A 25,497-nucleotide genomic window follows, 5' to 3' on the forward strand; every position below is an offset into this window, starting at 1 on the left:
AGATACCTGTTCCTGTGAATGATTGACTACTGGGTCTGGAAAACCAGTCCGGCATGTTCGCGCATTTTATGAAACTGTATCTTCGGCCAGTTTTCTTCAGCAACACTGATTTCAGCGCCAAATGAGGCAAGAAATGTCGGTGCATCGACTGCGTCATAGGCAATACGATACGCATTGGCTTCAATAAAACGCTGCAGTTCACGGGGGTCATCTGCGGTCACCCAGCGTGCCAGCTGATACTTGGCAGGCGCTATGCGGGCTGCCACAGCATATTCATGCTGCAGGCGATGGGTGACGACTTCAAACTGAAGTATGCCGACAGCGCCCAACAACAGCGTGTTGCCGATATGCGGCCGGAATACCTGGATGGCGCCTTCTTCACCCAATTGGGTGAGCCCCAGTTTAAGTTGCTTGCTGCGCAGCGGATCAGCGATTTCAACTGTACGGAAAATTTCCGGCGCAAAAAAGGGCAGGCCGGTAAATTGCAGCGATTCGCCCTCGGTGAGCGTGTCGCCCAGTTGCAATGTGCCGTGATTGGGAATGCCGATGATATCGCCTGGATAAGCTTCCTCAAGAATGTCCCTGCGTTGTGATAAAAACGAGACGACAGTGCTGGTGCGAATTTCCTTGCCGCTTCGCGCGACTTTTAAATTCATGCCGCGTTTGAACTGGCCCGAACAGATACGCAAAAAAGCGATGCGGTCGCGGTGCGCGGGATTCATGTTGGCTTGTATTTTAAACACCACGCCGGAAAATTTCTGTTCGTCGGGTAGAACTTCGCGCTGCATCGCTTGACGGGATTCGGGAGGGGGGGCCAAATCAACCAGTGCATCCAGTACTTCGCGTACGCCAAAATTATTAATTGCCGAGCCAAAGAATACAGGTGTCTGGTGACCGGCGAGAAATTCATCATGGTCAAAATCAGGTGTGGCGCCCTCAATCAGTTCGATTTCCTGTTGCGCCTCATCCAGACTTGCGCCAAAGCGCGCCTGTACAGACGGATCATTCAGCGCCGTGATCAATTCATCCTGAGAATCAACCCGGTCGGCGCCGGGTTTAAAGACACGCATGCCTTTTTTACGCAAATCAAAAACACCGTGAAACTGACGACCCATGCCAATGGGCCAGGTAAAGGGTATTGCATCCATACCGAGCGTGCGTTCAATTTCATCAATGAGATCAAGCGGTGGCTGTACTTCACGATCCATTTTATTGACAAAGGTCAGGATCGGCGTATTACGCGCACGACACACTTCCAGTAAGCGCAGCGTTTGCGCTTCTACGCCATTGGCGGCATCAATAACCATGAGCGCCGCGTCAACGGCAGTCAGTACACGGTAAGTATCTTCCGAAAAATCCTGGTGACCGGGCGTGTCAAGCAGATTGATAACACAATCGCGGTATTCCATTTGCATGACTGAGCTGGCCACAGAAATACCACGCTGCTTTTCTATCTCCATCCAGTCGGATGTGGCATGGCGGCTTGCTTTTCGCGCTTTGACGCTGCCGGCGATATGTATGGCACCGGCATACATTAACAGTTTTTCTGTTAAAGTTGTTTTGCCTGCATCCGGATGCGAAATGATGGCAAAGGTGCGGCGGCGCGCGACTTCATTTTTAATGCTCATGATGGGTAGAACAATGCTCCTGTGAATAAAGATAACAATGGGTAATATGTGTCGGGCTGATAGCGCTGGCCTGCGGATACGACTGGCGGCAAACTGGCATGGCATGCGGGCAGCGCGGATGAAAGTGACAGCCGGCTGGCGGTGAAGCGGGTGAGGGCAAATCACCTTTAAGCTTTATCATGTCTGGCCTGGATTCTTTGGTGATATGCGGCACGGCAGATAATAAAGCCTGCGTGTAGGGGTGTCTGGGATTGGCGATGACCTCGTCGATATGACCATGTTCGACGATCCGGCCCAGATACATTACCGCGATTTCATCGGCAAGATATTCAACAACCGCGATATTATGGGTGATAAATAAATAAGCGAGTCCCAGGTCGCTTTGCAGCGATTTCAACAGATTTAAAATCTGCGCTTGAACAGAGACATCAAGTGCACTGGTGGGCTCGTCACAAATCAATAGTCGGGGATTAACAGCCAGTGCGCGGGCAATTGCAATACGCTGCCGCTGTCCACCTGAGAATTCATGCGGATAGCGCCACTTTGTTTCTTTAGGCAAACCAACGCATTCCAGCAGGGCGTCGACCGCTTTCACATGTGAATATGAAGGCAATGGTGTTGCCTGGATGTCTGAGGCCGGTATTTGAATATTGAGTGCATCCATGCCTTCCTGGATAATATCGATAATGCGCATGCGCGGATTCAAGGAAGAATAAGGATCCTGAAACACGAACTGAAACTGAGCGCGCATCTGGCGCAATTGCTGGCGTTGCATATCGACCAGTTCATGGTCGTTATACCGAACGCTTCCGGCGGTCGGTTCAATCAACTGTAGAATACTTTTGCCAACCGTGGTTTTACCGCACCCCGATTCGCCGACAAGGGCCAGTGTTTTTCCTTCGGATATTTTCAATGATACACCATCGACCGCCATAACCTGTCCGACTATGCGTTTGAAAAATCCTTTGCGGATCGGAAAATGTACTTTCAGATCAGTAACCTGCAATAGCGGTTTGTCGATTCTATGGGGTTTTGCTGTTGTTGTGTTCCCGGTCGTAATTTCGGACAATGGCTTCTTTTCGACCCACTCGGCGGCAGTATCGTAAAGATGACAGCGTACTTTGTGGTTGGCCGCAATGGTATGCCATTGCGGCACATGCTCATGGCAGTACGCTGTTGCATGATTGCATCGGTCTGCAAATCGGCAGCCGGTAAATTTACGGGCAAGTGAAGGTACGGTGCCGCTGATTACCGCCAGCGCCTGATCGCGTTTTTGTTTCTCGGGTAAAGATGCAAACAGTTGCCGTGAATAAGGATGTGCGGGCTGGCTAAAAAAATTTTCCCGTGATGTTTGCTCGACTATTTCACCGGCATACATCACAGCAACCTGGTGTGCCATTTCACTGACAACCCCGAGATCATGCGTAATCAGCAAAATAGCCATTTGCTGTTGTTGCTGAATTTGACGCATCAGATCAAGTACCTGCGCCTGGATAGTGACATCAAGCGCGGTGGTAGGCTCATCTGCAACCAGTAACTCGGGATTTCCCGCCAGTGCCATGGCAATCATTGCACGTTGCTTCATACCACCTGAGAACTGAAATGAATATTCATGCATTCGCTGGGACGCATCGGGTATGCCTACCTGGTTCAATAGTTCGAGAATACGGTTTTGCGCTGTTTTTTTATCAAGTTTGAAATGATGTCTCAACACTTCATTAATCTGTTCTGCAATTGTCATGACAGGATTGAGGTTCAGCATCGGTTCCTGGAAGATCATGCTGATCAGCTTGCCGCGAATCTGACGCATACTTGCTTCCGGCAACTGGAGTATATCAGTGCCATTCAGCTTGATTGTGCCTGACTGAATTTCTCCTGAGTCGGGCAGCAGCCGCATGATTGACAGCGCAGTCATGGATTTGCCGCAACCCGATTCACCCAGCAAAGCGAACGTTTCGCCTTTTCTGATTTTTAAAGAGAGCCCATCGACCGCCCGCACCGGACTATCACCGGTATGCAATATTGTTTTTAAATGATCAACTTCCAGTAAAACACTCATGGCTGCCGTGTCGGTTTTATGTCGGGAGCGGATGTCAGAGAAGGGACAGCTGATTTTGCTGCAGCATGTGCGGTCGTTATTGTGAAATTGCTATTGTCATCCGCACCTGGGTCGTCATTGTTTTGCGTGAACGTTCTCACACGCGGGTCCAATGCTTTCTGAACTGCATCGGCGAACAGGTTTGCACTCAATACCAGAGTGAGCATAAAGCCGAACGCTGCCAGCAAAGACCACCAGACCATCGGTTCACGCGCCATTTCCATCCGGGCGGCATTAATCATGGTGCCAAAACTGATCATGGATGGATCAACACCCACACCGACATAGGACAGCACGGCTTCAGCGAGTACCAGTCCACTGAAGTCCATTACAGTTGCAATTAAAACAATATACATGACATTCGGTAAAATATGACGGCTGATAATACGCCAGTGCGAGACACCGAAGGCATGAGCCGCCTGAATATATTCCATTTCACGTAACTTGAGCGTCTCGCCGCGTAGTAACCGGCAAAGGCTGGTCCAGCTGGTAATGCCAAGAATGACGCATAAAAACAGCAAGCGCAAATCTGCACGCGCGGCGATTGTTTCAAACAATTCCGGGTGTGTTTCAATATAAACCTGCATCATGAGCACGGTTGCGGCAATAAGCAGGACGCTGGGAATAGAGCTTAGCGTGGTATAAATATACTGGATGACATCGTCAATCCAACCACGGAAATATCCGGCCGTAATGCCCAATAACAGTGCAAAAGGCAGCATAATCAACGTTGTCAATGTGCCAATGATCAGTGCGATGCGTATGCTTTTCAGTGAGAGATAAAGTACATCTTGTCCGACCTTGTCAGTGCCCAGAACATGATAGTGAGTGGAAAGCATGGACAGAATGCCGATAAAAACCGAAATGACGGCCAGGGTAATTAATATGGCGTACCACGGAATTTCGGTGCTGCGCTGCCAGACAGACTGGAAGCACCGGGCGACACGCCGGCCTGAACGATGCGCCATGATAAAGCATAGCGCTACGTGCAATATGCACCATACAAATAACCCTAACGCAAAGCCCAGGGCCGCTCGCCAGCCGATATCGGGCAAATGCTCTGTTTCCGGATTTTGCAGATGCGCACCGCCAAATTCAAGCCTTGAGAAAGCGCGTATCTTGCTGCCGTCAGGCATCTCAATGGTTTCTTTGGCGTATAAATGTGTCGCCAGCGGCGCGGAATAGGTTTTTTCGACATGGGTGCGCAAGGGGGTGACCAGCACATCCAGCACGCTCAATACTTCAACACTGTAAACCGCTTCTCCCTGCAAGTTTTTATGTTCCAATGCAGGTCTGAAATGCAGCGTATCCAGTAAACCGATGGTAATAAAAACAAGTAGAACTGTAAGCGCTGACATACCGCTGGCGCTGTGACCCACTCTTCTCCAGGGCGCTGTCAGGTGTTCATCGTCGCGTACATACCAGATAAAGGCGAGCACGATAACGACCAGCAGAAAAATGAGTGCGTCAGTCCATAGAATAACGGGTTTAAATGACATGTCGGTTAATAATACAAATCGGAGTCAGAAGTAGACGAATATACGCGGCCTGTTTTTATAACATAAATGTAGCGTGGTGTTTATAAAATATTCCAGATAAACCGTGGTGTTAATGTTTTCAAAAAACGTATTGGTTTATATTTTTCTCTGTATAAGATTTAAGTATCGCTGGATTCGTATGATTAGCACAATTTTCCGGGATAACGGATCGGCTGTTATATTTGATCATTTTGTTCGCTTAAGAAAGAAGTCAAGCAAGATAAGATATATACAGTCGATCGCACATGAAAGATATCAGATATACAGCTTAAAGAAACCAGGACATAAAAAACAGGAAATAAAGGTTCATTCAGTACGCAGCGCGTCGACCGGATTAAGCCTGGCAGCGCGCATGGCAGGCAGGACACCGGCAGCAAGTCCTATAAATATTGATATAACCAGTGCACCCAGAACATAGTCCCAGGGGATGTTTACCGGCAGGTTGGCTACAAAAATTTTCAGGATCCAGGCGATGCCTGCACCAAAAATCAACCCAGCAAGTCCGCCAAGCGTGGACAATGTCATGGATTCAATCAGAAATAAAACCCGGATGCGCGCGCGCGTTGTTCCCAACGCGGTCAGCAGACCAATTTCAGCGACGCGCTCGGCAACAGCGATGTGCATCAGCGCTATCATGCCCACTGCGCCAACCAGTAATGAAATGCTGCCTAATGCAGCAACGGCAAACGTCAGCACATTCAGTACGGTTGAGAGTGTGCTTAACATTTGCTGCTGTGGTGTGACGGTGAAGTCCTCACGGCCATGACGTGCAACTAGAATGTTCTGGATGTCGTCAACAACAGCCTCAAGCGGCGCGCCTGCTTTGTAGGAAACATTCACTTCCATGACACCTTCGCGGTTGAATACTTCCAGAGCGCGGGTTGTCGGTATGAATACAGTATCATCCAGGTCAAATCCTAAAACATGGCCTTTTGATGCCATTACACCGATGACGCGAAACCGAGAGCCGCCCACTTGTAAAATTTCACCCAGCGGGTTGGTGTTGCCAAACAATTCGGCGTGCACTTTGGAGCCCAGCACAACATAGGCACGCGGACTGCGTGGGTCATCATCCGGCAAAAACCGGCCAATGGCTACCTGCATGTTAAAGGCACGTGAAAAATCAGGGCCTTGCCCATAGAGTGTGATGCGCCTGCTCAATCCATTTGCGCGGATCTCGGCATTACCTACTACGCTTGCATTGGTATATGCCACATATCGTGAATTTTTAAGTGCCAGGGCGTCATCGATCGTTAGCAGCCTGGCGCTGCCGATTGCACCGAGAGAGCCGCCATGCGTTGTAATTTTGCCTGGTTTGATGGTGATGATGTTAGTCCCAAACTGTGTAAACTCGGATAATACAAAGCGCTGCACGCCATCGCCAATCGCGGTTAACAGGATAACTGCAGCGATGCCGATTGCGATACCGGATGCCGACAAAACAGTACGCAGACGATGCGCGGTCAATGAACGGAATGCAAAATGGAATGTATCAATCGTTTTCAATTGTATACCCTATTTTTTACCCAGTGCCTGAACGGCATCCAGCCGGGCGGCACGATTTGCGGGTAGCATGCTGGCCAGAATGCCGGTTATCAGCGCGACCAGAATACCGGACAGGCTGGCCCAGACGGGTGCCCAGGCCGGTAACTGAGGATAAGCCAGTCGTAGAACAAGGCTGCCTACTTGTCCCAATAAAAAACCGATGACTGCACCAGTCAGCGACAGCCACAGCGCTTCCGCAAAGAACAGGTGGCGTATATCTGCAGAACGCGCACCGATTGCCTTGAGCAGACCGATTTCGGATGTGCGTTGATTGACAGCGACCAGCATCACATTCATCACAAGAATGCCGGCGACAATCAGACTAATGGCGGCAATGCCTGCAACTGCCAGCGTCAGCGCGTGCAATATGCGGTCAAATGTCTCCAGAATTGCATCCTGGGTAATGACGGTGGTATCTTCCTCGCCATCATGGCTTTGCTTGAGCGTTTCCAGCATTGCTTTTTTAGCGGATTCAATTGCGTTGTGACTTTTAGCTTCAACCAGTATGCGAAACAGGGAAGTGGTGTTGAACAGAGACTGCGCATGTTCAACGGGAATGATCACGATTTCGTCAGTATTGTAACCCATCGATTCGCCCTGGGGCGTAAGTACCCCGGACACCAGAAAACGGTTTTCCCCCAGTCTGACACGTTGACCGATTGCGTTGTTGCGCGGAAAGAATTCATGTGCCAGCTTGGCGCCGAGCACGATTTGTGCGCTGTGTGCTGAACCCTGGGTAAGAAAACTGCCTTGTGCCAGTTTCATATGCCGAATGGGTATCAGTTCAGCGTTACTGCCAAGTACCGTTACTTGGCGCAAACGATTGGCGGCGGAAAGTTCGGCTTCACCGACATTAAGCGGGGCGTAGCGTTTGACTTGTGGCAGTCTGCCTAATAATTGCGCGTCTTTTAACGTTAAATCACGGGGTGTTTGCCCTAAAACTGCACCTGGAAATGCGCCGGAAGTTTCCGCACGGCCGGGCATAACAACCAGTAAATTGGTGCCAATTGACGAGAACTGATTGACTACATAAAGACGAGCACCATCTCCCAGTGCGGTCAGGACGACAACGGCTGCCACCCCCAGTGCCATAGCAATGATGATCAACAGTGATCGTATACGGTAACTCATGACGGTCTTGAAGGACAGTTGAATTGTATCGGTCAGCGTCATATGTTTTTGTCAGTTAAAATTTTACCGTCGCGCATAATAAGCTGCCGATGCGCCCGATTGCCAAGTTCACGGTCATGCGTTACAACAAGGAGGGTGGTGCCGGACTCATGCAGATTTTCCAGTAATCCCATCACTTCCGCACCAATTTGATGATCCAGATTTCCTGTCGGTTCATCCGCCAGAATAGCGGTTGGCTGCATGATCGTGGCGCGCGCGATGGCAACACGCTGGCGTTGCCCGCCGGATAATTCGGATGGCCGGTGCTGTGCCCGATCATACAGATCAAATGCATGTAATGCTTCGTCGACGCGCGATTTTCGCGCTTTGGGCGCTACGTCTCCAAGAATTAAAGGCAGTTCGATATTTTCTGCGGCCGTCAGCCGTGGTACCAGATGAAATGATTGAAAAACGAAGCCCACCTTTTCGCGGCGTATCCGTGCTTGTTCCGGTTCGGATAAATCGGTAACCATTTTGCCGTCCAGTTGGTACTGGCCGCTGTCAGGTCTGTCCAGCAGGCCAATTACATTCAGCAAGGTGGATTTTCCGGAACCGGATGGTCCCATGATAGAAACATACTCGCCGTTTTGTATGCTGAGATCAACGTTGTCCAGTGCACGAATCGTTTGGTCACCCATATGAAAAATACGCGTAATACCGGTTAGATGAATCATGATTCAGATGCTTCAGATAGCGTGGGGTGGACGGTAACGCCAGGCTTGATTTCATCCTGATCAAATGAAATCACAACCTGATCGCCGTCCTTCAACCCACTGATTACTTCCGTAAAACTCCAGTTAGCCAATCCGGTTTCCAATTGCCGTTCCACCAGTTTATTATCCACACCCAGCAATAAAACCATATTATTCTGCCGCAGAGCCTGTGTCGGTATGCGCAGTACATCTTCCCGGTTGTCCAGAATCACTTCCACATCAGCGCTGTAACCCGCCAGTAAAATATTATCGGGCGTTTTGTCGAAACTGACTTCAATGTCAACGGTCCTGGCCTGTTTCTCGATTTCGGTCACGTAAGGCGCGATGCGTTTGACTTTGCCATTGAAAACCTTGTCCGGCATGGCATCCAGTGTGACGCGCGCAGGCTGGCCTAGTTCAATTTTGGGCGCATCGACTTCATCCATCGGAGCACTTACATATAGACAGCTGTCATCTATCAGATCGATTACAGGCGGCATGGGGATACCCGGTGGTGAAGGTGTTGCGTATTCACCCACTTCCCCGGTTATTTTTGCAATGATACCGGCAAATGGCGCTTTAAGGACGGTGCGTTCCAGCCCGGCCTGGGTCACCCGTATCTGGGCATTTGCACGTTTAATATCGGCAAGTGCCGCGTCGCAGCTGGCCTGACGGGCACGTGCATTGGCGTCGGCATCTTCAGCCGCCTGGGAACTGATAAACCCTTTGTCGACCAGTTGTTGCGTTCGCTGCGACTCCCGCCAGGCATTCTCGGCAAGAATGCAGGCCTCACGATGACGCTCCTGAGACATGGAAAGCTGGCGCTCGGCCAACTCACGCTGTGCGATCAGGTCTGTATTCCATAATTCAATTAAAATCTGATCTTTTTCAATACGATCGCCTTCTTCGACTAGAATCTTTGTGATTTGACCGCCTAAAGTAGGCGCCAGTTTTGCGCGCTGACAAGCTTTGATGGTACCTGCGCGTGTGTTGACAATGGTTGCTTGCACATTGCCATGTCTGACAACAGTCAGTTCAACTTCGAGAGGAGCGGTGCGGCTAAAATACCAGATCGCAGCAACCATAATGGCAGCACAGCCACCGAACAATAATAGACGAAAAGATTTTTTGGATTGCTGCATAATTAATAATGGGATATTTTGTGAAATAACCGGTAATGTTGAAAAACCAACTGGACGCACCACTACTAAACTGATGGCGTGCCAGGATAATCTGCCAGCGTACTAAACGCTTGCTGTCAAATACTGTATTTTACACATTCAATGAATACTACTTGTGGATGATTAAAAATAATATGAATGATTCCAGTCAAACTACGCGCTATATATCGATCTGGCGCTATCCATTTATCCTGTCTGACAGTGACCGGCCTGCGAGCATGGATGATCTGCGGCCTGTTGAAAACAATTATACGGTGCTGGACCCAAGAACCTATGATGCCATTGAGGCTGAGAAGTTGTTTGCCCAGATAAATCAGACCCGGACTGAGGTCGGTCAAATGTGTCTCTACCGCTCGTTAGTTCGCCCACTGCCGGATGCACAGGTGTTGCAACAAAAACAGGCTGCATTGCTTGAGATTGAATCGAATCCGCAAATGCGCGAAGCGCTTATAGACTATGTGGAAAAAAGAGCCAAAAAAGAGCATGAGCTCAAGTATCTTTTATACGGTGAATTTTCTGGCGGGCTCACAACGGATGTTCCGGCCGAACGAACAGGCAGGCTTGAGTTCGGCGGTTATGGTTATCATCAATATAGAGAAGGCACGGCATTTGTCGTCGATATGGTAGAGGCATCCAAAACATTGCCGCAACCTAAAAGCGGTTATTTGCAGGATCTCATTCAAACGATACAGAATTTTGATCAAACGCGCCTTTATCAGTTGATAAAAGGCCCGGTATTTCTTTCAAACGACAAATTTAAAACGCGGCAGGAAAAGTCAAAATTTTTGCCATTACCGCGGTTTCGCCCGTCCATTTTTAAGTGGGTGCCGGCGTTGGTGTTTATTGTAGCTATCTATACGATCATGCTCTTCTTTGAAATTATGGCGCCCGAATTAGGTGCATCCTATATCGGTTATGGCATTCTGGTTTTAACTGTTCCGGTTTTTCCGATTGTGTTGCTGGCTATGGGCGCATCCGACCGCGACTCGGTGATTTATCCACTGCGTAGACAATACAGGGAAAGTGAAGATTTGGCCAAAACGCTGGATGCACTGGGTATGCTCGATGAATTATTGTCATTTCATCGTTACCGGCAATCGTTGAACAACCGAACTGTGCAGATGATACTGCCCGACGTTCTGGATGAACAACATCATCTGCTGATTGTTGATAATGCAAAAAACCCGTTGCTGGTTAAAGAAAATCCGGATTATGTGCCCAATGAAATCAGACTGGACACTGTTGGCAGACTGCTTATTATCACTGGCCCCAACAGCGGTGGCAAAACAGCCTATTGCAAAACGATTGCGCAAATCCAGCTACTCGGTCAAATAGGGTGCTACATTCCGGCGACGTCCGCGCAACTTGTGCCAGCTGAACATATATATTACCAGGTACCTGATCCGGGACAACTTGAAGCAGGGATGGGACGTTTTGGGCATGAACTGAAGCGTACGCGTGAAATTTTTTTCAACTCAACGCCGCGTAGCCTTGTAGTGCTGGATGAATTGTCGGAAGGCACTACTTTTGAAGAAAAAATGACGCTATCCGAGTATATTTTAAAGGGCTTTCATCAGTTGGGTGCGAGCACCTTGTTGGTAACGCATAATCATGAACTGTGCGAGCGCCTGCAAAGTGAAGGCATCGGCCGTTACCTGCAGGTAGAGTTTGTGGAGCAGGGCCCGACACATCGTATGATTTCTGGTATTTCCCGTATCAGCCATGCCCATCGTGTAGCCAGTGAGATTGGCTTTAGCAAAGCGGATATCGATAAACATCTGGCGAATTCCGGGCACAGGGTTGATTGAAGTATCGCATCTAAATAAGCAAAAGATTGGTAAACAGCAATGTGAAAGAGAACTCTGGTTCGAGTGTGCAGCGCGTGAAAGTGAAATAATCGAATAAATGTTGATGCATAATTAATGTGAAAATGAATTGTTGTTATATTCAGATTAACGAAATTGCGGGTTTTGCAAATATCTGCGTGAATCAGAAATCAGCACGCTTTGTTTCGCCTTACTTCTTGATAATGATAAAAATAAAATTGGAAACCGGATTATGATCAAGCCACTTGCCACCAATCAACTCTACACGGCCTGCGATATCGATCAATTTGATTTTGACACCACAGAGCAATTAGACGATTTGCAGACAGTCATCGGTCAGGACCGTGCGATTAAAGCGTTGCATCTTGGTGTAAATATTCAACATGAAGGCTACAATCTGTTTGTACTTGGGCCGACCGGTCTTGGTAAGCATGCCGTGGTTCGGGAATATCTGGAATCGCAATCCAGGTCACGGGAGACGCCACCGGACTGGGTTTATGTCAACAATTTTGATAAACCTTCCGAGCCGATCGCAATCAGCCTTGCAAGCGAGCACGCGACAATTTTTCGTGATGATATGCATCAACTGGTTGAAGATTTATGCAGTGCCATTCCAAACGCATTCGAAACTGATGAGTACCATTTGCGGCTGCAGGAAATTGATGACGAGCTCAAGAAAACAATTGAATCAGCTTTCAGTACACTGAATGATGAAGCTCAGGTGAATAATATGCGCCTGCTGCGCACGCCGCATGGTTTTGCGTTTGCGCCGGTAAAAAACAACGAAGTGATTAAACCGAAAGAGTTTGATGCATTGCCGGAAAAGGAACGACGGCAAATCGAAGAAACCATTAATGGGCTGGAAGAAAAGCTGGCCACTATTTTGCGAATGCAGCCACAGTGGCAGCGGGAAGCCAGAAATAAAATTAAAGAACTCAATCGTGAAGTTGTCATGTTTGCTTCCGGTCATTTGATCGATGAGTTAAAAAATAAATATCAGCATCACGCGGTTATACGGGTCTATCTTGAAGCTGTGCAGCAGGATGTGATTAATAACCTGCAGAATTTTCGCCGTGAAGAGGACGCTTCGGAGCATATGCAGGTGCCGCTCATGAAAATGCCGGCATTCCGTCGCTACGAGGTTAATATTATTGTGGACCATACGCAGCATGATGGCGGTGTGCCGGTGGTATTCCTTGATTTGCCCAATTATGCCAATCTGATAGGTGCCGTTGAACACACCGTACACATGGGAGCATTACAGACCGACTTTACGTTGATTAAGGCGGGCGCATTGCATCAGGCCAATGGCGGTTATCTGATAATTGATGCCATCAAGTTGTTGATGCAGCCTTATGCCTGGGAAGGTCTCAAGCGTGCGCTCTTGTCACAGCAAATTAAAATTCAATCACTTGGACAGATTTACAGTATTGTCAATACGGCCGGTCTTGAGCCCGAACCTATTCCCTTGCGCATCAAGGTTGTTTTGATTGGGGATAGAATGCTCTATTATCTGTTGCATGCATATGATGCTGAATTCAAGCAACTGTTTAAGGTTGCGGCGGATTTTGATGATCGTATGCAGCGTACGGATGAAAGCCAGCGTGTCTATGCAAAAATGATTGCAGGATTGTTGCATCGTCATAAACTGCGGCCATTTGATCGTTTGGCTGTTGCAAGAACTATCGAGTATGGTGCGAGGCTGGCGGGTGATGCCGAAAAACTGTCCATCAATGTGATGGAAATTGCCGATCTTTTGTGTGAAGCCGACCACTATGCCGGTGAGTTGAATCAATCCGTCGTTAAGCGTGAAGATGTGCAGCGCGCCATTGATGCGCAAATCTATCGCGGCGGCCGGATACGCACACGCCTGCAAGAAGCGATTAATCGCGGCATTTTGATGATCGATACCGGTGGCGCCAAGGTTGGTCAAATCAATGGACTGGCGGTGATGCAACTTGGGGACGTCAGTTTCGCCATACCGTCGCGTATTACGGCTACGACACGTCTTGGCGGCGGAAAAGTAGTCGACATTGAACGTGAAACTAAACTCGGGGGCGCAATTCATTCCAAAGGTGTTCTTATTCTTTCATCCTTTCTCGCCGAGCGCTTCGCAAAAGATTATCAGTTGTCGTTTTCTGCCAGCCTGGTTTTTGAACAATCTTATGGCAGGATCGAAGGTGACAGCGCTTCAATGGCAGAGCTTTGCGGCCTGCTTTCCGCTTTGTCTAACTTGCCTATTCAACAGGGTATAGCGATGACCGGCTCTGTTAACCAGCGTGGTGAAGCGCAGGTAATCGGCGGTGTCAATGAGAAAATTGAAGGTTTTTTCGATATCTGCCGGTTTCGCGGATTTACAGAACAACAGGGTGTGCTTATTCCCGTCAGCAACATGCAGCATCTGATGCTTCGCGATGATGTTATTCAGGCATGCGAAAATGGACAGTTCGCAATCTACGCATACAGTACGGTAGATGAAGCCATGGAAGTTTTAACAGGCGAAACCACCGCACGGATCAATGCCCGAGTTGAGGCCAGACTGCATGAATTGGAACGTATTCGCCAGCGTATGAAAAAAAATGGTAAAGAAACGGCCAACGATAATGAAAAAAACACAGATTAGCCATATTCTGGTTGCTATTGATGCAGGCGTGGCAAGCCGTAACATTCTGCAGGCGGGTATCGTGCTCGCCAATCGTTTTAATGCGCGGCTCAATGCTGTGTTTATTGAAGACATTGATTTGTTTCATGTGGCTGAACTGCCATTTGTGCGAGAATTTATTTATGGATCGCCAGCTGGTCGTTTAGTTAATGTGGCCGGAATGGAGCGGTCAGTGCAGACGCAGACTGCACGATTGCGTAAGTTGGTTGAATCAATTGCACAGCAAAATAAAATTGAAATTACTTTTGATGTTTTACGCGGAAATATTGCCAGTGCATTATGTGATGCGTCTAAACAGACGGATCTGCTGGTTATCGGTAAGAACACACAATTGCGTACTAAGAATCAGAAAATTGGCAATATCACCCGGTTCATCCTGTCAACTGCCAGTTGCAATGTGGTCGTATTACAATATGGCAACATCATTGAACGGCCCGTTGTGGTCAGCTTTACCGGTAGTGAAACCAGCCAGAATGCACTTTCGCTGGCCATTGAACTGGCCTATGAAGATCATAATCAATTAATTGTTTTGTTACCTGCCGTTGATGCGCGTGAATATCAAAAGCTTGGTGAAGCTATCAATAACAGCGTGCAAGGACATTCGTTACAGGTCAGTCTGGTCAAGCTCAGTCATAATACCGCCGAACAGATCCTGCAGGTTATTAGGCAGTTTAATGGCCGTATATTGCTGCTCGAAGGCAGTGACGCATTACTGACAAATGTACAAAAACAAGCGCTTATCGCACAGGCTGATATTCCGGTGATTATGTTGCGGTGAAATCTGTAAAGTTTCGATTGACCTGCTTGAACTCAGTGTTTCAATGGTCTGTCAGCACACGACTCAGGTTTTTTAAATGACTGTCCATTCGGCGGCGCATTTGTTCGCGCCCGACCGGGCGTTTGATGCTGCTGCCAAATCCGGTGATCTGATCGGTAAAAGTCTGGTTGACATAAAAAACAAGAGATCCGTTACGAAAGGGCAAACAAATGAGCATAAGCTGGTTGGAGTTATAAGAGTGTCCCACATAAAATTGTCGTGAAAGAATGATCCCGCCCGTGTCTGCAGTCAAAATGATACGGTGAACGAGATCGACAGTTGGACGGCTTTCCACCTGGCGATTGATCAGGAAAAAGTGTTCATCGACACCTGCTGGTAAAGCAACAGGATAATTTAACCAGATTTTATACAGATCGGGAAAATAATTTACCAATATTTTATTGTTCAGCGATGCAACCAGCAGTTCTTTTGCCGGATCTGCTGTTTTACCGGCGCTACGATCATAAGCTGCAATGCCTTTCAAGCCTTTTTTATGATAATCCTGCCAGCGCTGCCATAGTATTTCTCGATATACTTGTGATGCAAGCGGAATAGGACTGGCATTTATTGGGTTAATAGACCGCACTGTCTGCAACTCCTGGGCAGATAGGTTAAATTGATTGCCAGACTTTGCCGCCAGAAAATTCGTCGCCTCTCTGCTTCCCCCTTCAAAGTTGAATCTGTTGAAAGTTTCAAGCGTTGCATTAAGCGGTATAAAATCTTGTAGCGTTACCTCAACTTCGACCGATGCCATGCCATTGTTCTTGATAAATTCAATTACTTTGTCTGGCGTTACAATCATGTAAATAACTACGCCGGCCGCCAGTTCTTTCTCATGATTTTCTGCAACATTAAAAAAAATGGTTTTATCCTGCTCCAGACCGGCCAGACTTTGATATTGAATTCCAAACTGGTGAATAAGGGATTGCAGATCAGGGATGTTTTCAGCATGTGTGGGAAATGCACCGCTTAATGATAAAACAAGAATTGTTCTGCACCAGAACTGGAATTTCTGAGACAGCATGTGTGTAACGATACTACTGAGTCCGGACATGGTTTTGCAAATTATTCCTCTATTTATGCGCACAAACAAAGAAAAAGTAACTCCTTTTATCTCCTATCATTCAGGCCGTTATTTTGCATAAATAAGAGAGTTTTTAATTAATTAACTTTACTTAAAAATGTTTCAAATATCCAGTGAAATATGATGAGCTTTGCTTTCATTGTGTGAATACATAATGCAAGCATTGAAATTCGTGCAGATTAAAGCCACCCTAACGATCGATACCGGGCGGTGGCATCATGCGAAGCTTCACGAATCGGATGGGGACGCAACTCTAATTCATCGAGACATTTAAAAGAATTGAAGGGCATGTTGCGACGAGTCGAGTTTACCTGACATACGTGTGGGCGGCGTCAGCGAGCGGTCTGCTGTTCCGACCGGAAAGGCCGGACTGATCACGAAAATATAGCGCCGTCATTTAAATAACAACTATGAGAGAAACTGATTCTTGTGCTTGAAACTTACTCAGGCAGCATGAGTCCAGCATTTCTCAGCCTTTGAGACGAAGCTCATCAACAGCACCGCTACTGCATTGCCGAGAGGACAAAATATTTCCGGTTCTGGTATATATGATCCGTTCAGCACCATTATCAAGGGCGGCGCGCAGGATAGGGATGGTCCGGAGGTGGCTGATGCTGTCGAATTCACGACGGTTACGGCGTCAAAGATGAGGGTCGGCGGCCAGATGATAATGCACTGCAGGTTCATCACGTATGTCCGCGTGCACCAGTTCAATTCGATTCAGCGGCAGGATGGTCAGCGCTGAGTCTAGGCTGCTCCGGGGAGGTGTCCCGCAAGTAATTGTGTAACCAGATGGGTGCCCAGAAAACCGGCCAACCGGCACTGCCTGCGACGAGAATCAAGACAAAATGCCTTTCGGCAAATTGTCCGCCAGATATTGTAAATATTGTCGTTGCGGTTTCAGGCCTTCTCCGGTCACCTTTTCCATAAGAGCCAGTGTGGCACGATTTAAGGGACAGGGATATTCGCCTGCCAGGCGAATCATATGACCGGTATAAGCATCGATTTCGGTACGCCCGCAATCGATTCGAATATCGGGTGCCATGGAACAATATGTGCCGCGTAGCGATGAACGAAAAAATCTCGCCATAAAGGTCGATAACCATGGAATGCGCAGAATCAACGAAACTATATCAGGGTGAAACGGACCAATACGGGCGAGGGGGATTCCGGCATGATGGAGAATTGCATAATTTTCAAGTAGCAGTGCAAAAAAAAGCCCCTTGGCCAGTTGATCGGTCAATAATTCCCCGTTATCCACTCCGGCTGCTGCCGCCAGCGGGGAAATGGCGGCATTGTACATGAGCTTGGTTGCTTTATATGGTTGGATGCTGTCCACGACTTTAACCATAAACAATTTGGCTTCTCCCAAAGCTTGTGCCAGTGATGTCAGGTTGCTGCGTTCATCAGCAGTGATTGACCGGCGCCCTCCGATATGCAGGCTGCCTGGGCGGGTAATTCGTGTCACAGGACGGTCGCGCATACATTCCGACACAAAAGAAGCGATGCCCTCGCAGGCATGGCCGCGTTGTTCCAGATTTGGGTCAAAACCGTTTTGAATAGGCACAAGGAAAGTGTCGTCCGTTAGACGTGCAAGCACCTCCGCATTATCATAAGTTTTGGTACAGAGCAGAACAAAGCCTTCTTTCGGCGCCAGCCAGTCATCAAAAGTTGTAAAGGGAATCCGCTGCATACCCAATCCAACGATTGTGACGCCATCTTTTCGGCCTTCAGCCACTTTGCCAGGATGCGCATCCACCAGTATCACAGAATAGCCTTTCAGCGCCAGACTCCAGGCCATAACGGCACCGATGCCACCGGCACCCAGAATGTGAATCGGTTTGTTGATTAAATGGGGCATCTATATATCCAGAAAATGATCAGGGATAGCCGCGCAGGAATTCCATAAAAATCATCAGGAACTCAAACCAAATTCCAATTATCTTAGAGATATAGTTTCAGGTTTTCTATCTGCTTATAAAGTACAAGCAGATAAATTGTACTACTAGAATACAATTATAAGAACAGAATTTTTAGCGGGTTGTTGCCATATAATCATTTAAGTAATGTCAGACGCAGAATATGGACCAAATGAATTTGACTGGCGCTCGTTTTTTCTCACTCATTTCAAACCAGCCTGAAATTAAACCAGTATTAAAGCTATACTGTTATTTGCAATATCGATCAGTCAAAGGAAAAACGCGTTGAAAACATTCCGTTGTCATTGCGGCAATATCCTGCATTTTGAAAACAGTCAGTGTTTTTTATGCAATCGAATGGTGGGCTACCTGCCTGAGGAAAAGCAATTAAGCGCCCTGGAACCATCTGCAGATGGCAACTGGCTGGCTTTGTTCAATAATCAGCCGTATCGTCACTGTAAAAACTCTTCTGATTATAATGTCTGTAACTGGCTGGTGCCGGCTCATGATGATCATGTATTATGTCTCTCTTGCCGCCTGAATCACATTATTCCAAATCTGAATGAAGCCCAGAATATCACGCTCTGGTACCGCGTTGAACAAGCCAAGCGCCGTCTTTTGTATACGCTGTATAGTCTGGATTTGCCGGTAGTGAGCCGGGAGAAAGATCCGTGTAAGGGCATGGGTTTTGAATTCCTGCAGGATGAGGTCACGCTGGATGAATTCAGTAATGAATTGACGATCAGGCAGAGCATTGCAACGGGACATAATTCGGGCATGATTACCATTAATCTGCTGGAAGCAGAACATGGGCCGCGATTGGAAATGCGCGATAAAATGAATGAACGTTATCGCACATTACTCGGTCATTTTAGACACGAATCAGGGCATTATTATTGGGACTGTCTGATTAACAACACGGACAAAATCGATAGCTTTCGTGAATTATTTGGTGATGAACGTCTGGATTACCAGCAAGCCTTGCGTACTTACTACGAACAGGGGCCTCCATCCTTCTGGCAGGATATATGGATCAGCGCTTATGCCAGCGTACATGCCTGGGAAGACTGGGCGGAAACCTGGGCGCATTATTTACATATGGTGGATACCGTGGAAACGGCGCATGATTTCGGTTTCAGAATTCATGGTCATGATGTTTCCGCGCCTGCGATCGATGGTCAAATGACAAACGGTTATATTACACCCGCCTCATTCGATGATTTGTTCGAAGACTGGTGCCGGCTAAGCGTTGCATTGAATGCGCTTAACCGCAGTATGGGCATGGATGATGCTTATCCGTTCGTTATTTCCAATATGTCGCTGAACAAGCTACGGTACGTACATCAAATTGTGACTGAAATCAGTCATCAATCATTTTCTGCTTGTCTTTCCACTTAAACCGCAGCAACCGCACATTGTAATACTGACTGAAAAGTCAGGGTAATTTAGCCGCGATTGCCTTGCCTGTTTTCTTTTTAAGATAACTCGAATGTATGTGAATGGGGTATACTGAACCAATTACGGTGGTGGGGTATTGACGTTTTACAAGTTCGGGATTCTAAGGAATGGAATCCAACAGTCGCCATACATCATTTACCTGCAAAAGCCTTGCGATCCCCACAATTCCTAATTCATGAGTTAAAGATCGTTGAATGAAATTGCGTATACAGCACAAAACCCGCTACACCTATGATGATTTCGTTTTTCTTGAACCTCATTATCTTAATTTTTGCCCCCAACACCGATCTTACTTGCAAGTTGAAGAATTCGATCTCAAGGTAAGTCCTTTACCGGATGGCCTTTTCCCTTTATTAAATATTGAAAATGCATTGCAATATCAATGTTGGTTCGATAGAACTGTAAATAGTCTTGAAATAAATGCGTTTATTAAAGTGAACACTACCAAGTTTAATCCGTTTGGTTTTTTTATAGACATGGATATTCTGCGTATGAATAGTCATGAACACTTTGGCTACTTGGATATAGAACACCCCATTTCATCGGAAATTGAAGATGCACTATTGCCGTTCCTGTCTGTTCCGCCTAATGAATTACTAACACCCGTAAATAAAATTCTTCAATTGATCAACCAGAATTGGAGTTATTCGGCAAGATATACCGAAGATATACATGAACCTTCCGACTGCTTTCAAAAGAAAAGTGGGTCTTGTCGAGATCTGTCGTGGATGATGATCATCATGCTAAGATACTTGAAAATCCCCGCGCGCTTTGTAGGTGGATATGCCTTCAACCCAGAATTGGGAGAGGGGCACGAGCTTCATGCCTGGGTGGAATTTCTGGCTCCAGGCGCTGGCTGGATCGGTGTGGATCCAAGTGCTGGTGTTTTTACCAATGAGACATATATCCCTATTGCGGCAAGTAAGGATCCTAAAAAGACCTTGCCAGTATACGGCTCGTATAGAGGCAGTGTCAGTTCAAGACTGGAAGCCGAAGTGAAAATAATCGAGCTCTGAAAAGCTGTCATTAGCGACTAAATCAGTGAGTATGCCGTGTACTTCGAGCCCTAGTTTACCTGGCTAGTGACAAGGAAATCAACAGCATGAACCACTTTGCTGGTGGTACATCTGCCAAGTTAAGAATATTACATTTTACAGTAAGAAGGAATCCAGCTTTTTTCGATAATGTACCCAGGTAAATAATTAAAATCAAATGATTCGCCGTCCTTAATCATTTGTTTTACGTCAAATAGTATGGCGATTTCTGGGATATCATTAAAGAACATTGTGTAGAATGGTTTTACTAACCATTTAGAGACGCACATTCCGATTGGACCGATAAAATTTCTACGTTGCCCAACATGGGCTACTTCATCAATGATAATTTCGTCGAGCAGTTCTATTAAGCGCTTCTGTACATCAGGTTCATCGACCAATAGTTCATTAATCAGATTATTCAAATGACAATAGTACGTAACGCCCATCAATTCAGTCACAAATGCGGGTGCATTCATCAAGAATCCTGGAAATTTTGGAAATTGTTCATAGACTTTTTCTTTAAATGGGCTTAACGGCATCCACTCTATCTTATCCAGACCGCAAGTACGCAGCATTTCGTCAAACAAACGAACATGGCAAAATTCTTCGGCTAAATGCATGCGACTAATTTTGTCTTCAATCGACTTTGAATTAGCCATATTTGGCACAACATCCCAAGCACCTTTAATGCCAACCCATTCATGTCTGGCAAATTTATATATACCGGTTAACATTAATGTTGTCCGATCCAGAGTTTTGGGATTGTCTTTCATATCAACATAATTGCGATAAAACATATCGGGATTGGGAAGTGGTATTCGTAGTTGTACTGGATTATCTTGAAAAAACTTTAACCGAGTGCGCTTATTTATCAAATCTTTATCATCTTCCAGTATTTTTCCATTGTGCCCCTGAGTAAAAAGCCAATAATTTTCAAAGTTCTCAATTCGTTCTTGTTTGGATGCGGATGTAAAAATAGAACGGAATTTAGGTGTTTTCAAAGATGATTCTCCAAGTTAGTTTTTCTACGAACTTGGAAGTATCATGAATGATACAGACGCACAAAGCAATTGTATTTTTTCAGGACTAAGATCACTTAAATTTGTCTTGAATTCGTATAATAATTTATCCAGATATAAGCATATCCTGGATATGCTGCATGAACTGTTAAAGTTGTGCTGTTCCCGAAATTTACTATAAAACAGGGGGTTGTTATGATTGTTTGGCTGAATCCATCAGTCATTCTATCGCCATATGGTTATAGATAATGTTTTCGCACCAGCAATCGGATAGTCAGATGGTAAATGGTTACGTTACACTCGCCTCATTCGATGGCTGATGCCGATTGACTGTTGTTTTGAATGCGCTTAACCGTAGTGGACATGATGATGCCTATCCCTTTGTTATTTCAAATATGTCGCTTCAACACGTGCACCAGATTGTGTCTGAAATCAGTCATCAGCCTTTGTCTGCTTGAGTTCCCATTCAAACCGCGGTAACCGGCCGAGGGCGCGATGCATGCCTTCATTCCATTGTTTTTGCATCGATTTGTACATCGGTGAATTGAATGTCAGTTTCTGATGATAAGGTGTTTTGATAACGTCACTGGTATGAATTGCCAGCTCCAGAGGCGGTCCTACTGAAATATTACTGCGGATAGTGGATTCCAAGGATACCAGTGCGCAACGTGCTGCATCTTCAAGAGAAGTGGCGGGCGTAATAATGCGGTCCAGAATAGGTTTGCCGTATTTATTTTCACCAATCTGCAGATACGGGGTCTCTGGTGAAGCGCTGATATAGTTTCCCTGCGGATAAATTAAGTAAATTTCCGGGGATTGCCCCGCTATCTGCCCGCCCAGAATGAAACTGGCTTCAGCTCCGCCACTACCGCTTTTTTCCAGCGCATCAGCATGTTGGCGTTGTTCTACCTGGCTGAGGTGACCAACATAATGTGCTACTTCATGCAAATGCTTGCCTTTACGTAAACTGATTTTGCTATCCGGTTTTTCAAGATCGGTCCTGATATTATTCATGACAGCCTGCGAGGTCGCCAGATTGCCGGCTGTCAACAAGATACAGATGCGTTCGCCAGGCCAAACAAAAGTATGCATTTTGCTGTAGGTCGTAACGTAATCAACACCCGCATTGGTTCTGGAATCAGAAGCAAATACAAGTCCTTTGTTAACGCTGATTGCAAGGCAATAAGTCATGGATTTTTAGCGATTGTGCAGTTTGTTTGATGGGTCGTAGTCGGTTGATCAGTAAAAAATTTAATAATTATAAAGGTTTGTGTTGTACTTTAAAATTATGTTATAAAAATAGGCATAATCTCCTCTCTTTCGATCGCATCATAACGCACAAAGGACACCATGGCTATTCGCTGGGGAAGTTACAAGGTAAAAAATCTGTATGATGAATTGCTGCGCGCAACCGGACGCCCGAGACCTGCTGCACAGGTTTTGTGCAGTTATTTGCGTGCCTTGAAAGACACCGAGATTGAAGAATATAAAGTTGCGGCAGAATCCGCTATCCATGTAATGGGCATTTCATTCACTGTCTATACCGAAGAAGAAGGTTCCATAGATCGTGTCTGGCCATTTGACATTATTCCACGCATTATTGATAAGCGTGAATGGTTGCAGGTTGAGGCAGGACTTAAGCAGCGCGTTCAAGCACTCAATTTATTCATTAATGATCTCTATCATCAACAACGCATCGTTAAAGATGGTATTTTCCCGGCAGAATTACTGGAAGATTCGAAAAACTTTCGTCCGGAATGCGTAGGTGTTAACCCGCCGTATGGCATCTGGGCGCATATCTGCGGTTCTGATCTGGTGCGCGATAAGGACGGTACGTTCTATGTGCTGGAAGACAATTTGCGCGTGCCCTCGGGTGTGTCTTATATGCTTGAGAACCGTCAGGTGATGAAACGGTTGTTTTCCGAGATGTTCGAACAATACAACATCCTGCCGGTCGACGATTATGCATCACAGCTTTATGACACCCTGGCTGCTTTGTCGCCACGTCCCGGTGATCAACCTGAAATTGTTGTGTTGACGCCTGGCATCTATAATTCAGCCTATTTTGAACATGCTTATCTGGCGCAGCAAATGGGTGCAGAACTGGTTGAAGGGAGCGATTTGACGGTCGACAAAAACAATGTTGTACACATGCGCACCATTGAAGGGCTGACACGTGTCGATGTTATTTACCGCCGTGTCGATGATTTGTTTCTCGATCCCGAAGCGTTTAGTCCAGATTCTTTGCTGGGCGTGCCTGGGTTAATGCGTGCCTGGAAGTCCGGCAAGGTGGCCTTGGCGAATGCACCGGGTGCCGGTGTTGCAGACGATAAGGTGGTTTATGCCTTTGTGCCCGAGATCATAAAATATTATCTGGATCAGGATCCCATACTGCCTAATGTGCCCACTTATAAATGTATCGATAAACAGGAACGCCAGCATGTCATCGAGCATATTCATGAAATGGTCGTGAAACCAGCGAATGAATCCGGTGGATACGGCATGTTGATTGGACCCCAGGCCAGCAAAGAAGAGCGTGAAAAATTTGTGCGACTGATACGCCGTGATCCGCGTAATTATGTCGCGCAGCCGATGCTGACGCTCTCAACCGCACCCACCCTGATAGGGAATCGTGTTGAGCCGCGCCATCTGGATTTGCGTCCCTTTATTCTGAGTGGAGAACAAATCAGTGTGACAACCGGTGGCCTGACACGCGTGGCATTACGCAAAGGCTCCACAGTGGTTAATTCGTCACAAGGCGGCGGCAGCAAAGATACCTGGATTGTAGATATGGAGGCGACATGACAATGCTTTCCCGCGTTGCCAACAGGATTTACTGGATGGCGCGTTATCTGGAACGGGCCGAAAATACTGCGCGGTTGATCAATGTCAATACGCACTTGTTGTTGGATTTACCCAAAAAAGTGCGGTTGGGCTGGGAGCCGATTGTAGATATTACAAGTCACCGTGATTACTTTTATAATCTGTATGAAGAAGCCGACGAACGCAACGTGATACGTTTTATGGTATCGGATATGCGTAATCACGGCTCGATACTCAATTCCTTGCATATGGCGCGTGAAAATACCCGCACCATTCGCGATATTATTCCACGCGAAGTATGGGAACAGGTTAATACACTTCATCTGACTACAAAAACCAATGCCAAAAGCGTTATTACACAACGCCATCGATATGACTACCTGCGCTCTGTCATTTTAGGCGTGCAGACTATCAGTGGTATGCTGGCGGGCACCATGACGCACAATGAAGGTTATGATTTTCTACGTATGGGGCGCAATCTGGAACGTGCGGATATGACGACGCGCATTATTGATGTGCGCTCTGCCACGTTGTTGCCGGATATGCCTGAGGATTTGACGCCGTTTGAGAATTTACAGTGGGTGAGTGTGCTCAAGTCACTGACTGCTTATCAGATGTATCGGCGTGAAATACGGCAACGTATTCGAAGAGCGGATGTTTTGAAATTTTTACTCCAGGAAGAACGCTTTCCCCGTTCATTTTATCATGCCTTATGCCAGGTAAGCACTTGCCTGAATAATCTGCCACGCAACGAAAAAACATTGCAAATGCTTACAAAACTGCAAACAAAACTGCTGCAAACAAAATTACAGGAATTCGACCAGCAAAAACTGCACGTGTTTATTGATGGACTTCAGCTTGGGGTAATCAGGATCAACAACAGCATCAGTGAAAACTATTTTTAGCAGATTGTGACATATTCATATTCAGTATTCTGAGACAATCAATGTAAGGCGGAGCTGGCGGTAAAATTCCGCAAATAGATTTTGTAAAAGACTGA

Annotated in this window: 18 protein-coding genes; 7 read left to right on the forward strand and 11 right to left on the reverse strand. The window is 46.7% G+C overall.

What is annotated here, in order from left to right:
* Nucleotides 1-26: 26 nt before the first annotated feature.
* The 7 genes from C8R11_RS12240 to C8R11_RS12270 form a co-directional block, all read right to left on the reverse strand.
* The gene (locus C8R11_RS12240; RefSeq protein ID WP_107795953.1) at nt 27-1,628 is read right to left on the reverse strand and encodes a peptide chain release factor 3; all 1,602 of its coding nucleotides are present in this window, start codon (nt 1,626-1,628) and stop codon (nt 27-29) included.
* Nucleotides 1,618-3,687, reverse strand: a complete 2,070-nt coding sequence (locus tag C8R11_RS12245) for an ABC transporter ATP-binding protein (RefSeq protein WP_107795954.1) — start codon at nt 3,685-3,687, stop codon at nt 1,618-1,620. The genes C8R11_RS12240 and C8R11_RS12245 overlap by 11 nt, the downstream gene beginning before the upstream one ends.
* The gene (locus C8R11_RS12250; protein ID WP_107795955.1) at nt 3,684-5,225 is read right to left on the reverse strand and encodes an ABC transporter permease; all 1,542 of its coding nucleotides are present in this window, start codon (nt 5,223-5,225) and stop codon (nt 3,684-3,686) included. Before C8R11_RS12250 ends, C8R11_RS12245 begins: the two co-directional genes overlap by 4 nt.
* Nucleotides 5,226-5,570: 345 nt before the next feature.
* Nucleotides 5,571-6,770 carry an ABC transporter permease gene (locus C8R11_RS12255; RefSeq protein ID WP_107795956.1) on the reverse strand — a complete coding sequence of 400 codons (1,200 nt, stop codon included), beginning with the start codon at nt 6,768-6,770 and terminating at the stop codon, nt 5,571-5,573.
* Nucleotides 6,771-6,779: 9 nt separating this feature from the next.
* Nucleotides 6,780-7,982 carry an ABC transporter permease gene (locus C8R11_RS12260; RefSeq protein WP_107795957.1) on the reverse strand — a complete coding sequence of 401 codons (1,203 nt, stop codon included), beginning with the start codon at nt 7,980-7,982 and terminating at the stop codon, nt 6,780-6,782.
* A complete protein-coding gene (locus tag C8R11_RS12265; protein ID WP_090696756.1) occupies nt 7,979-8,653 on the reverse strand; it encodes an ABC transporter ATP-binding protein in 675 nt (224 codons plus the stop codon). The genes C8R11_RS12260 and C8R11_RS12265 overlap by 4 nt, the downstream gene beginning before the upstream one ends.
* Nucleotides 8,650-9,876 (reverse strand): efflux RND transporter periplasmic adaptor subunit, encoded by a 1,227-nt coding sequence (locus tag C8R11_RS12270; RefSeq protein ID WP_342352474.1) that lies wholly within the window; start codon nt 9,874-9,876, stop codon nt 8,650-8,652. Before C8R11_RS12270 ends, C8R11_RS12265 begins: the two co-directional genes overlap by 4 nt.
* A 110-nt stretch (nt 9,877-9,986) precedes the next feature.
* Between C8R11_RS12270 and C8R11_RS12275 the strand changes: the two genes are divergently transcribed.
* The 3 genes from C8R11_RS12275 to C8R11_RS12285 all read left to right on the forward strand — a co-directional run bounded on the left by C8R11_RS12275 (nt 9,987) and on the right by C8R11_RS12285 (nt 15,118).
* Nucleotides 9,987-11,660: a MutS-related protein gene (locus C8R11_RS12275; RefSeq protein WP_244907664.1), complete on the forward strand. Its 1,674-nt coding sequence runs from the start codon at nt 9,987-9,989 to the stop codon at nt 11,658-11,660.
* Nucleotides 11,661-11,910: 250 nt separating this feature from the next.
* Nucleotides 11,911-14,301, forward strand: coding sequence for a Lon protease family protein (locus C8R11_RS12280; RefSeq protein WP_107795958.1), 2,391 nt, complete (start codon nt 11,911-11,913; stop codon nt 14,299-14,301).
* Nucleotides 14,282-15,118 carry a universal stress protein gene (locus C8R11_RS12285; protein WP_181258246.1) on the forward strand — a complete coding sequence of 279 codons (837 nt, stop codon included), beginning with the start codon at nt 14,282-14,284 and terminating at the stop codon, nt 15,116-15,118. The genes C8R11_RS12280 and C8R11_RS12285 overlap by 20 nt, the downstream gene beginning before the upstream one ends.
* Nucleotides 15,119-15,158: 40 nt before the next feature.
* Here C8R11_RS12285 and C8R11_RS12290 read toward each other — a convergent pair whose 3' ends face one another.
* Complete coding sequence (locus C8R11_RS12290) at nt 15,159-16,211, reverse strand: hypothetical protein (RefSeq protein ID WP_244907665.1); 1,053 nt, start codon at nt 16,209-16,211, stop codon at nt 15,159-15,161.
* A gap of 868 nt (nt 16,212-17,079) precedes the next feature.
* Entirely contained in the window at nt 17,080-18,102 is a 1,023-nt protein-coding gene (locus tag C8R11_RS12300; RefSeq protein ID WP_107795960.1) for a ketopantoate reductase family protein, read from the reverse strand.
* A 343-nt stretch (nt 18,103-18,445) separates the two neighbouring features.
* On the opposite strand from C8R11_RS12300, the gene C8R11_RS12305 reads away from it, so the two are divergent.
* Nucleotides 18,446-19,558 carry a zinc-binding metallopeptidase family protein gene (locus tag C8R11_RS12305; protein WP_107795961.1) on the forward strand — a complete coding sequence of 371 codons (1,113 nt, stop codon included), beginning with the start codon at nt 18,446-18,448 and terminating at the stop codon, nt 19,556-19,558.
* A gap of 254 nt (nt 19,559-19,812) precedes the next feature.
* Nucleotides 19,813-20,634: a transglutaminase family protein gene (locus C8R11_RS12310; RefSeq protein WP_107795962.1), complete on the forward strand. Its 822-nt coding sequence runs from the start codon at nt 19,813-19,815 to the stop codon at nt 20,632-20,634.
* A gap of 128 nt (nt 20,635-20,762) precedes the next feature.
* Here C8R11_RS12310 and C8R11_RS12315 read toward each other — a convergent pair whose 3' ends face one another.
* Both C8R11_RS12315 and C8R11_RS12320 read right to left on the reverse strand, forming a co-directional pair.
* On the reverse strand, nt 20,763-21,656 hold the full coding sequence (locus C8R11_RS12315; RefSeq protein ID WP_107795963.1) for a hypothetical protein: 894 nt from the start codon (nt 21,654-21,656) through the stop codon (nt 20,763-20,765).
* 450 nt (nt 21,657-22,106) lie between these two features.
* Nucleotides 22,107-22,865 (reverse strand): proteasome-type protease, encoded by a 759-nt coding sequence (locus C8R11_RS12320; RefSeq protein ID WP_107795964.1) that lies wholly within the window; start codon nt 22,863-22,865, stop codon nt 22,107-22,109.
* Nucleotides 22,866-23,024: 159 nt separating this feature from the next.
* Here C8R11_RS12320 and C8R11_RS12325 point away from each other — a divergent pair, with 159 nt between their 5' ends.
* Together C8R11_RS12325 and C8R11_RS12330 are read left to right on the forward strand one after the other, a co-directional pair.
* Complete coding sequence (locus tag C8R11_RS12325) at nt 23,025-24,479, forward strand: circularly permuted type 2 ATP-grasp protein (protein ID WP_107795965.1); 1,455 nt, start codon at nt 23,025-23,027, stop codon at nt 24,477-24,479.
* Nucleotides 24,476-25,402, forward strand: coding sequence for an alpha-E domain-containing protein (locus C8R11_RS12330; RefSeq protein WP_219908600.1), 927 nt, complete (start codon nt 24,476-24,478; stop codon nt 25,400-25,402). The genes C8R11_RS12325 and C8R11_RS12330 overlap by 4 nt, the downstream gene beginning before the upstream one ends.
* Nucleotides 25,403-25,497 lie beyond the last annotated feature (95 nt).

This window comes from Nitrosomonas aestuarii (assembly GCF_003046585.1).
Classification (GTDB): Bacteria; Pseudomonadota; Gammaproteobacteria; order Burkholderiales; family Nitrosomonadaceae; genus Nitrosomonas; species Nitrosomonas aestuarii.

Bases quoted from the DNA above. Each gene is read 5' to 3' on its own strand.
- C8R11_RS12260 (WP_107795957.1), bottom strand. From the start codon at position 7,982: ATGACGCTGACCGATACAATTCAACTGTCCTTCAAGACCGTCATGAGT.
- C8R11_RS12300 (WP_107795960.1), bottom strand. From the start codon at position 18,102: ATGCCCCATTTAATCAACAAACCGATTCACATTCTGGGTGCCGGTGGC.
- C8R11_RS12310 (WP_107795962.1), top strand. From the start codon at position 19,813: ATGAAATTGCGTATACAGCACAAAACCCGCTACACCTATGATGATTTC.
- C8R11_RS12320 (WP_107795964.1), bottom strand. From the start codon at position 22,865: ATGACTTATTGCCTTGCAATCAGCGTTAACAAAGGACTTGTATTTGCT.
- C8R11_RS12285 (WP_181258246.1), top strand. From the start codon at position 14,282: ATGAAAAAAACACAGATTAGCCATATTCTGGTTGCTATTGATGCAGGC.
- C8R11_RS12245 (WP_107795954.1), bottom strand. From the start codon at position 3,687: ATGAGTGTTTTACTGGAAGTTGATCATTTAAAAACAATATTGCATACC.
- C8R11_RS12275 (WP_244907664.1), top strand. From the start codon at position 9,987: ATGAATGATTCCAGTCAAACTACGCGCTATATATCGATCTGGCGCTAT.
- C8R11_RS12280 (WP_107795958.1), top strand. From the start codon at position 11,911: ATGATCAAGCCACTTGCCACCAATCAACTCTACACGGCCTGCGATATC.
- C8R11_RS12265 (WP_090696756.1), bottom strand. From the start codon at position 8,653: ATGATTCATCTAACCGGTATTACGCGTATTTTTCATATGGGTGACCAA.
- C8R11_RS12240 (WP_107795953.1), bottom strand. From the start codon at position 1,628: ATGAGCATTAAAAATGAAGTCGCGCGCCGCCGCACCTTTGCCATCATT.
- C8R11_RS12250 (WP_107795955.1), bottom strand. From the start codon at position 5,225: ATGTCATTTAAACCCGTTATTCTATGGACTGACGCACTCATTTTTCTG.
- C8R11_RS12325 (WP_107795965.1), top strand. From the start codon at position 23,025: ATGGCTATTCGCTGGGGAAGTTACAAGGTAAAAAATCTGTATGATGAA.
- C8R11_RS12290 (WP_244907665.1), bottom strand. From the start codon at position 16,211: ATGTCCGGACTCAGTAGTATCGTTACACACATGCTGTCTCAGAAATTC.
- C8R11_RS12330 (WP_219908600.1), top strand. From the start codon at position 24,476: ATGACAATGCTTTCCCGCGTTGCCAACAGGATTTACTGGATGGCGCGT.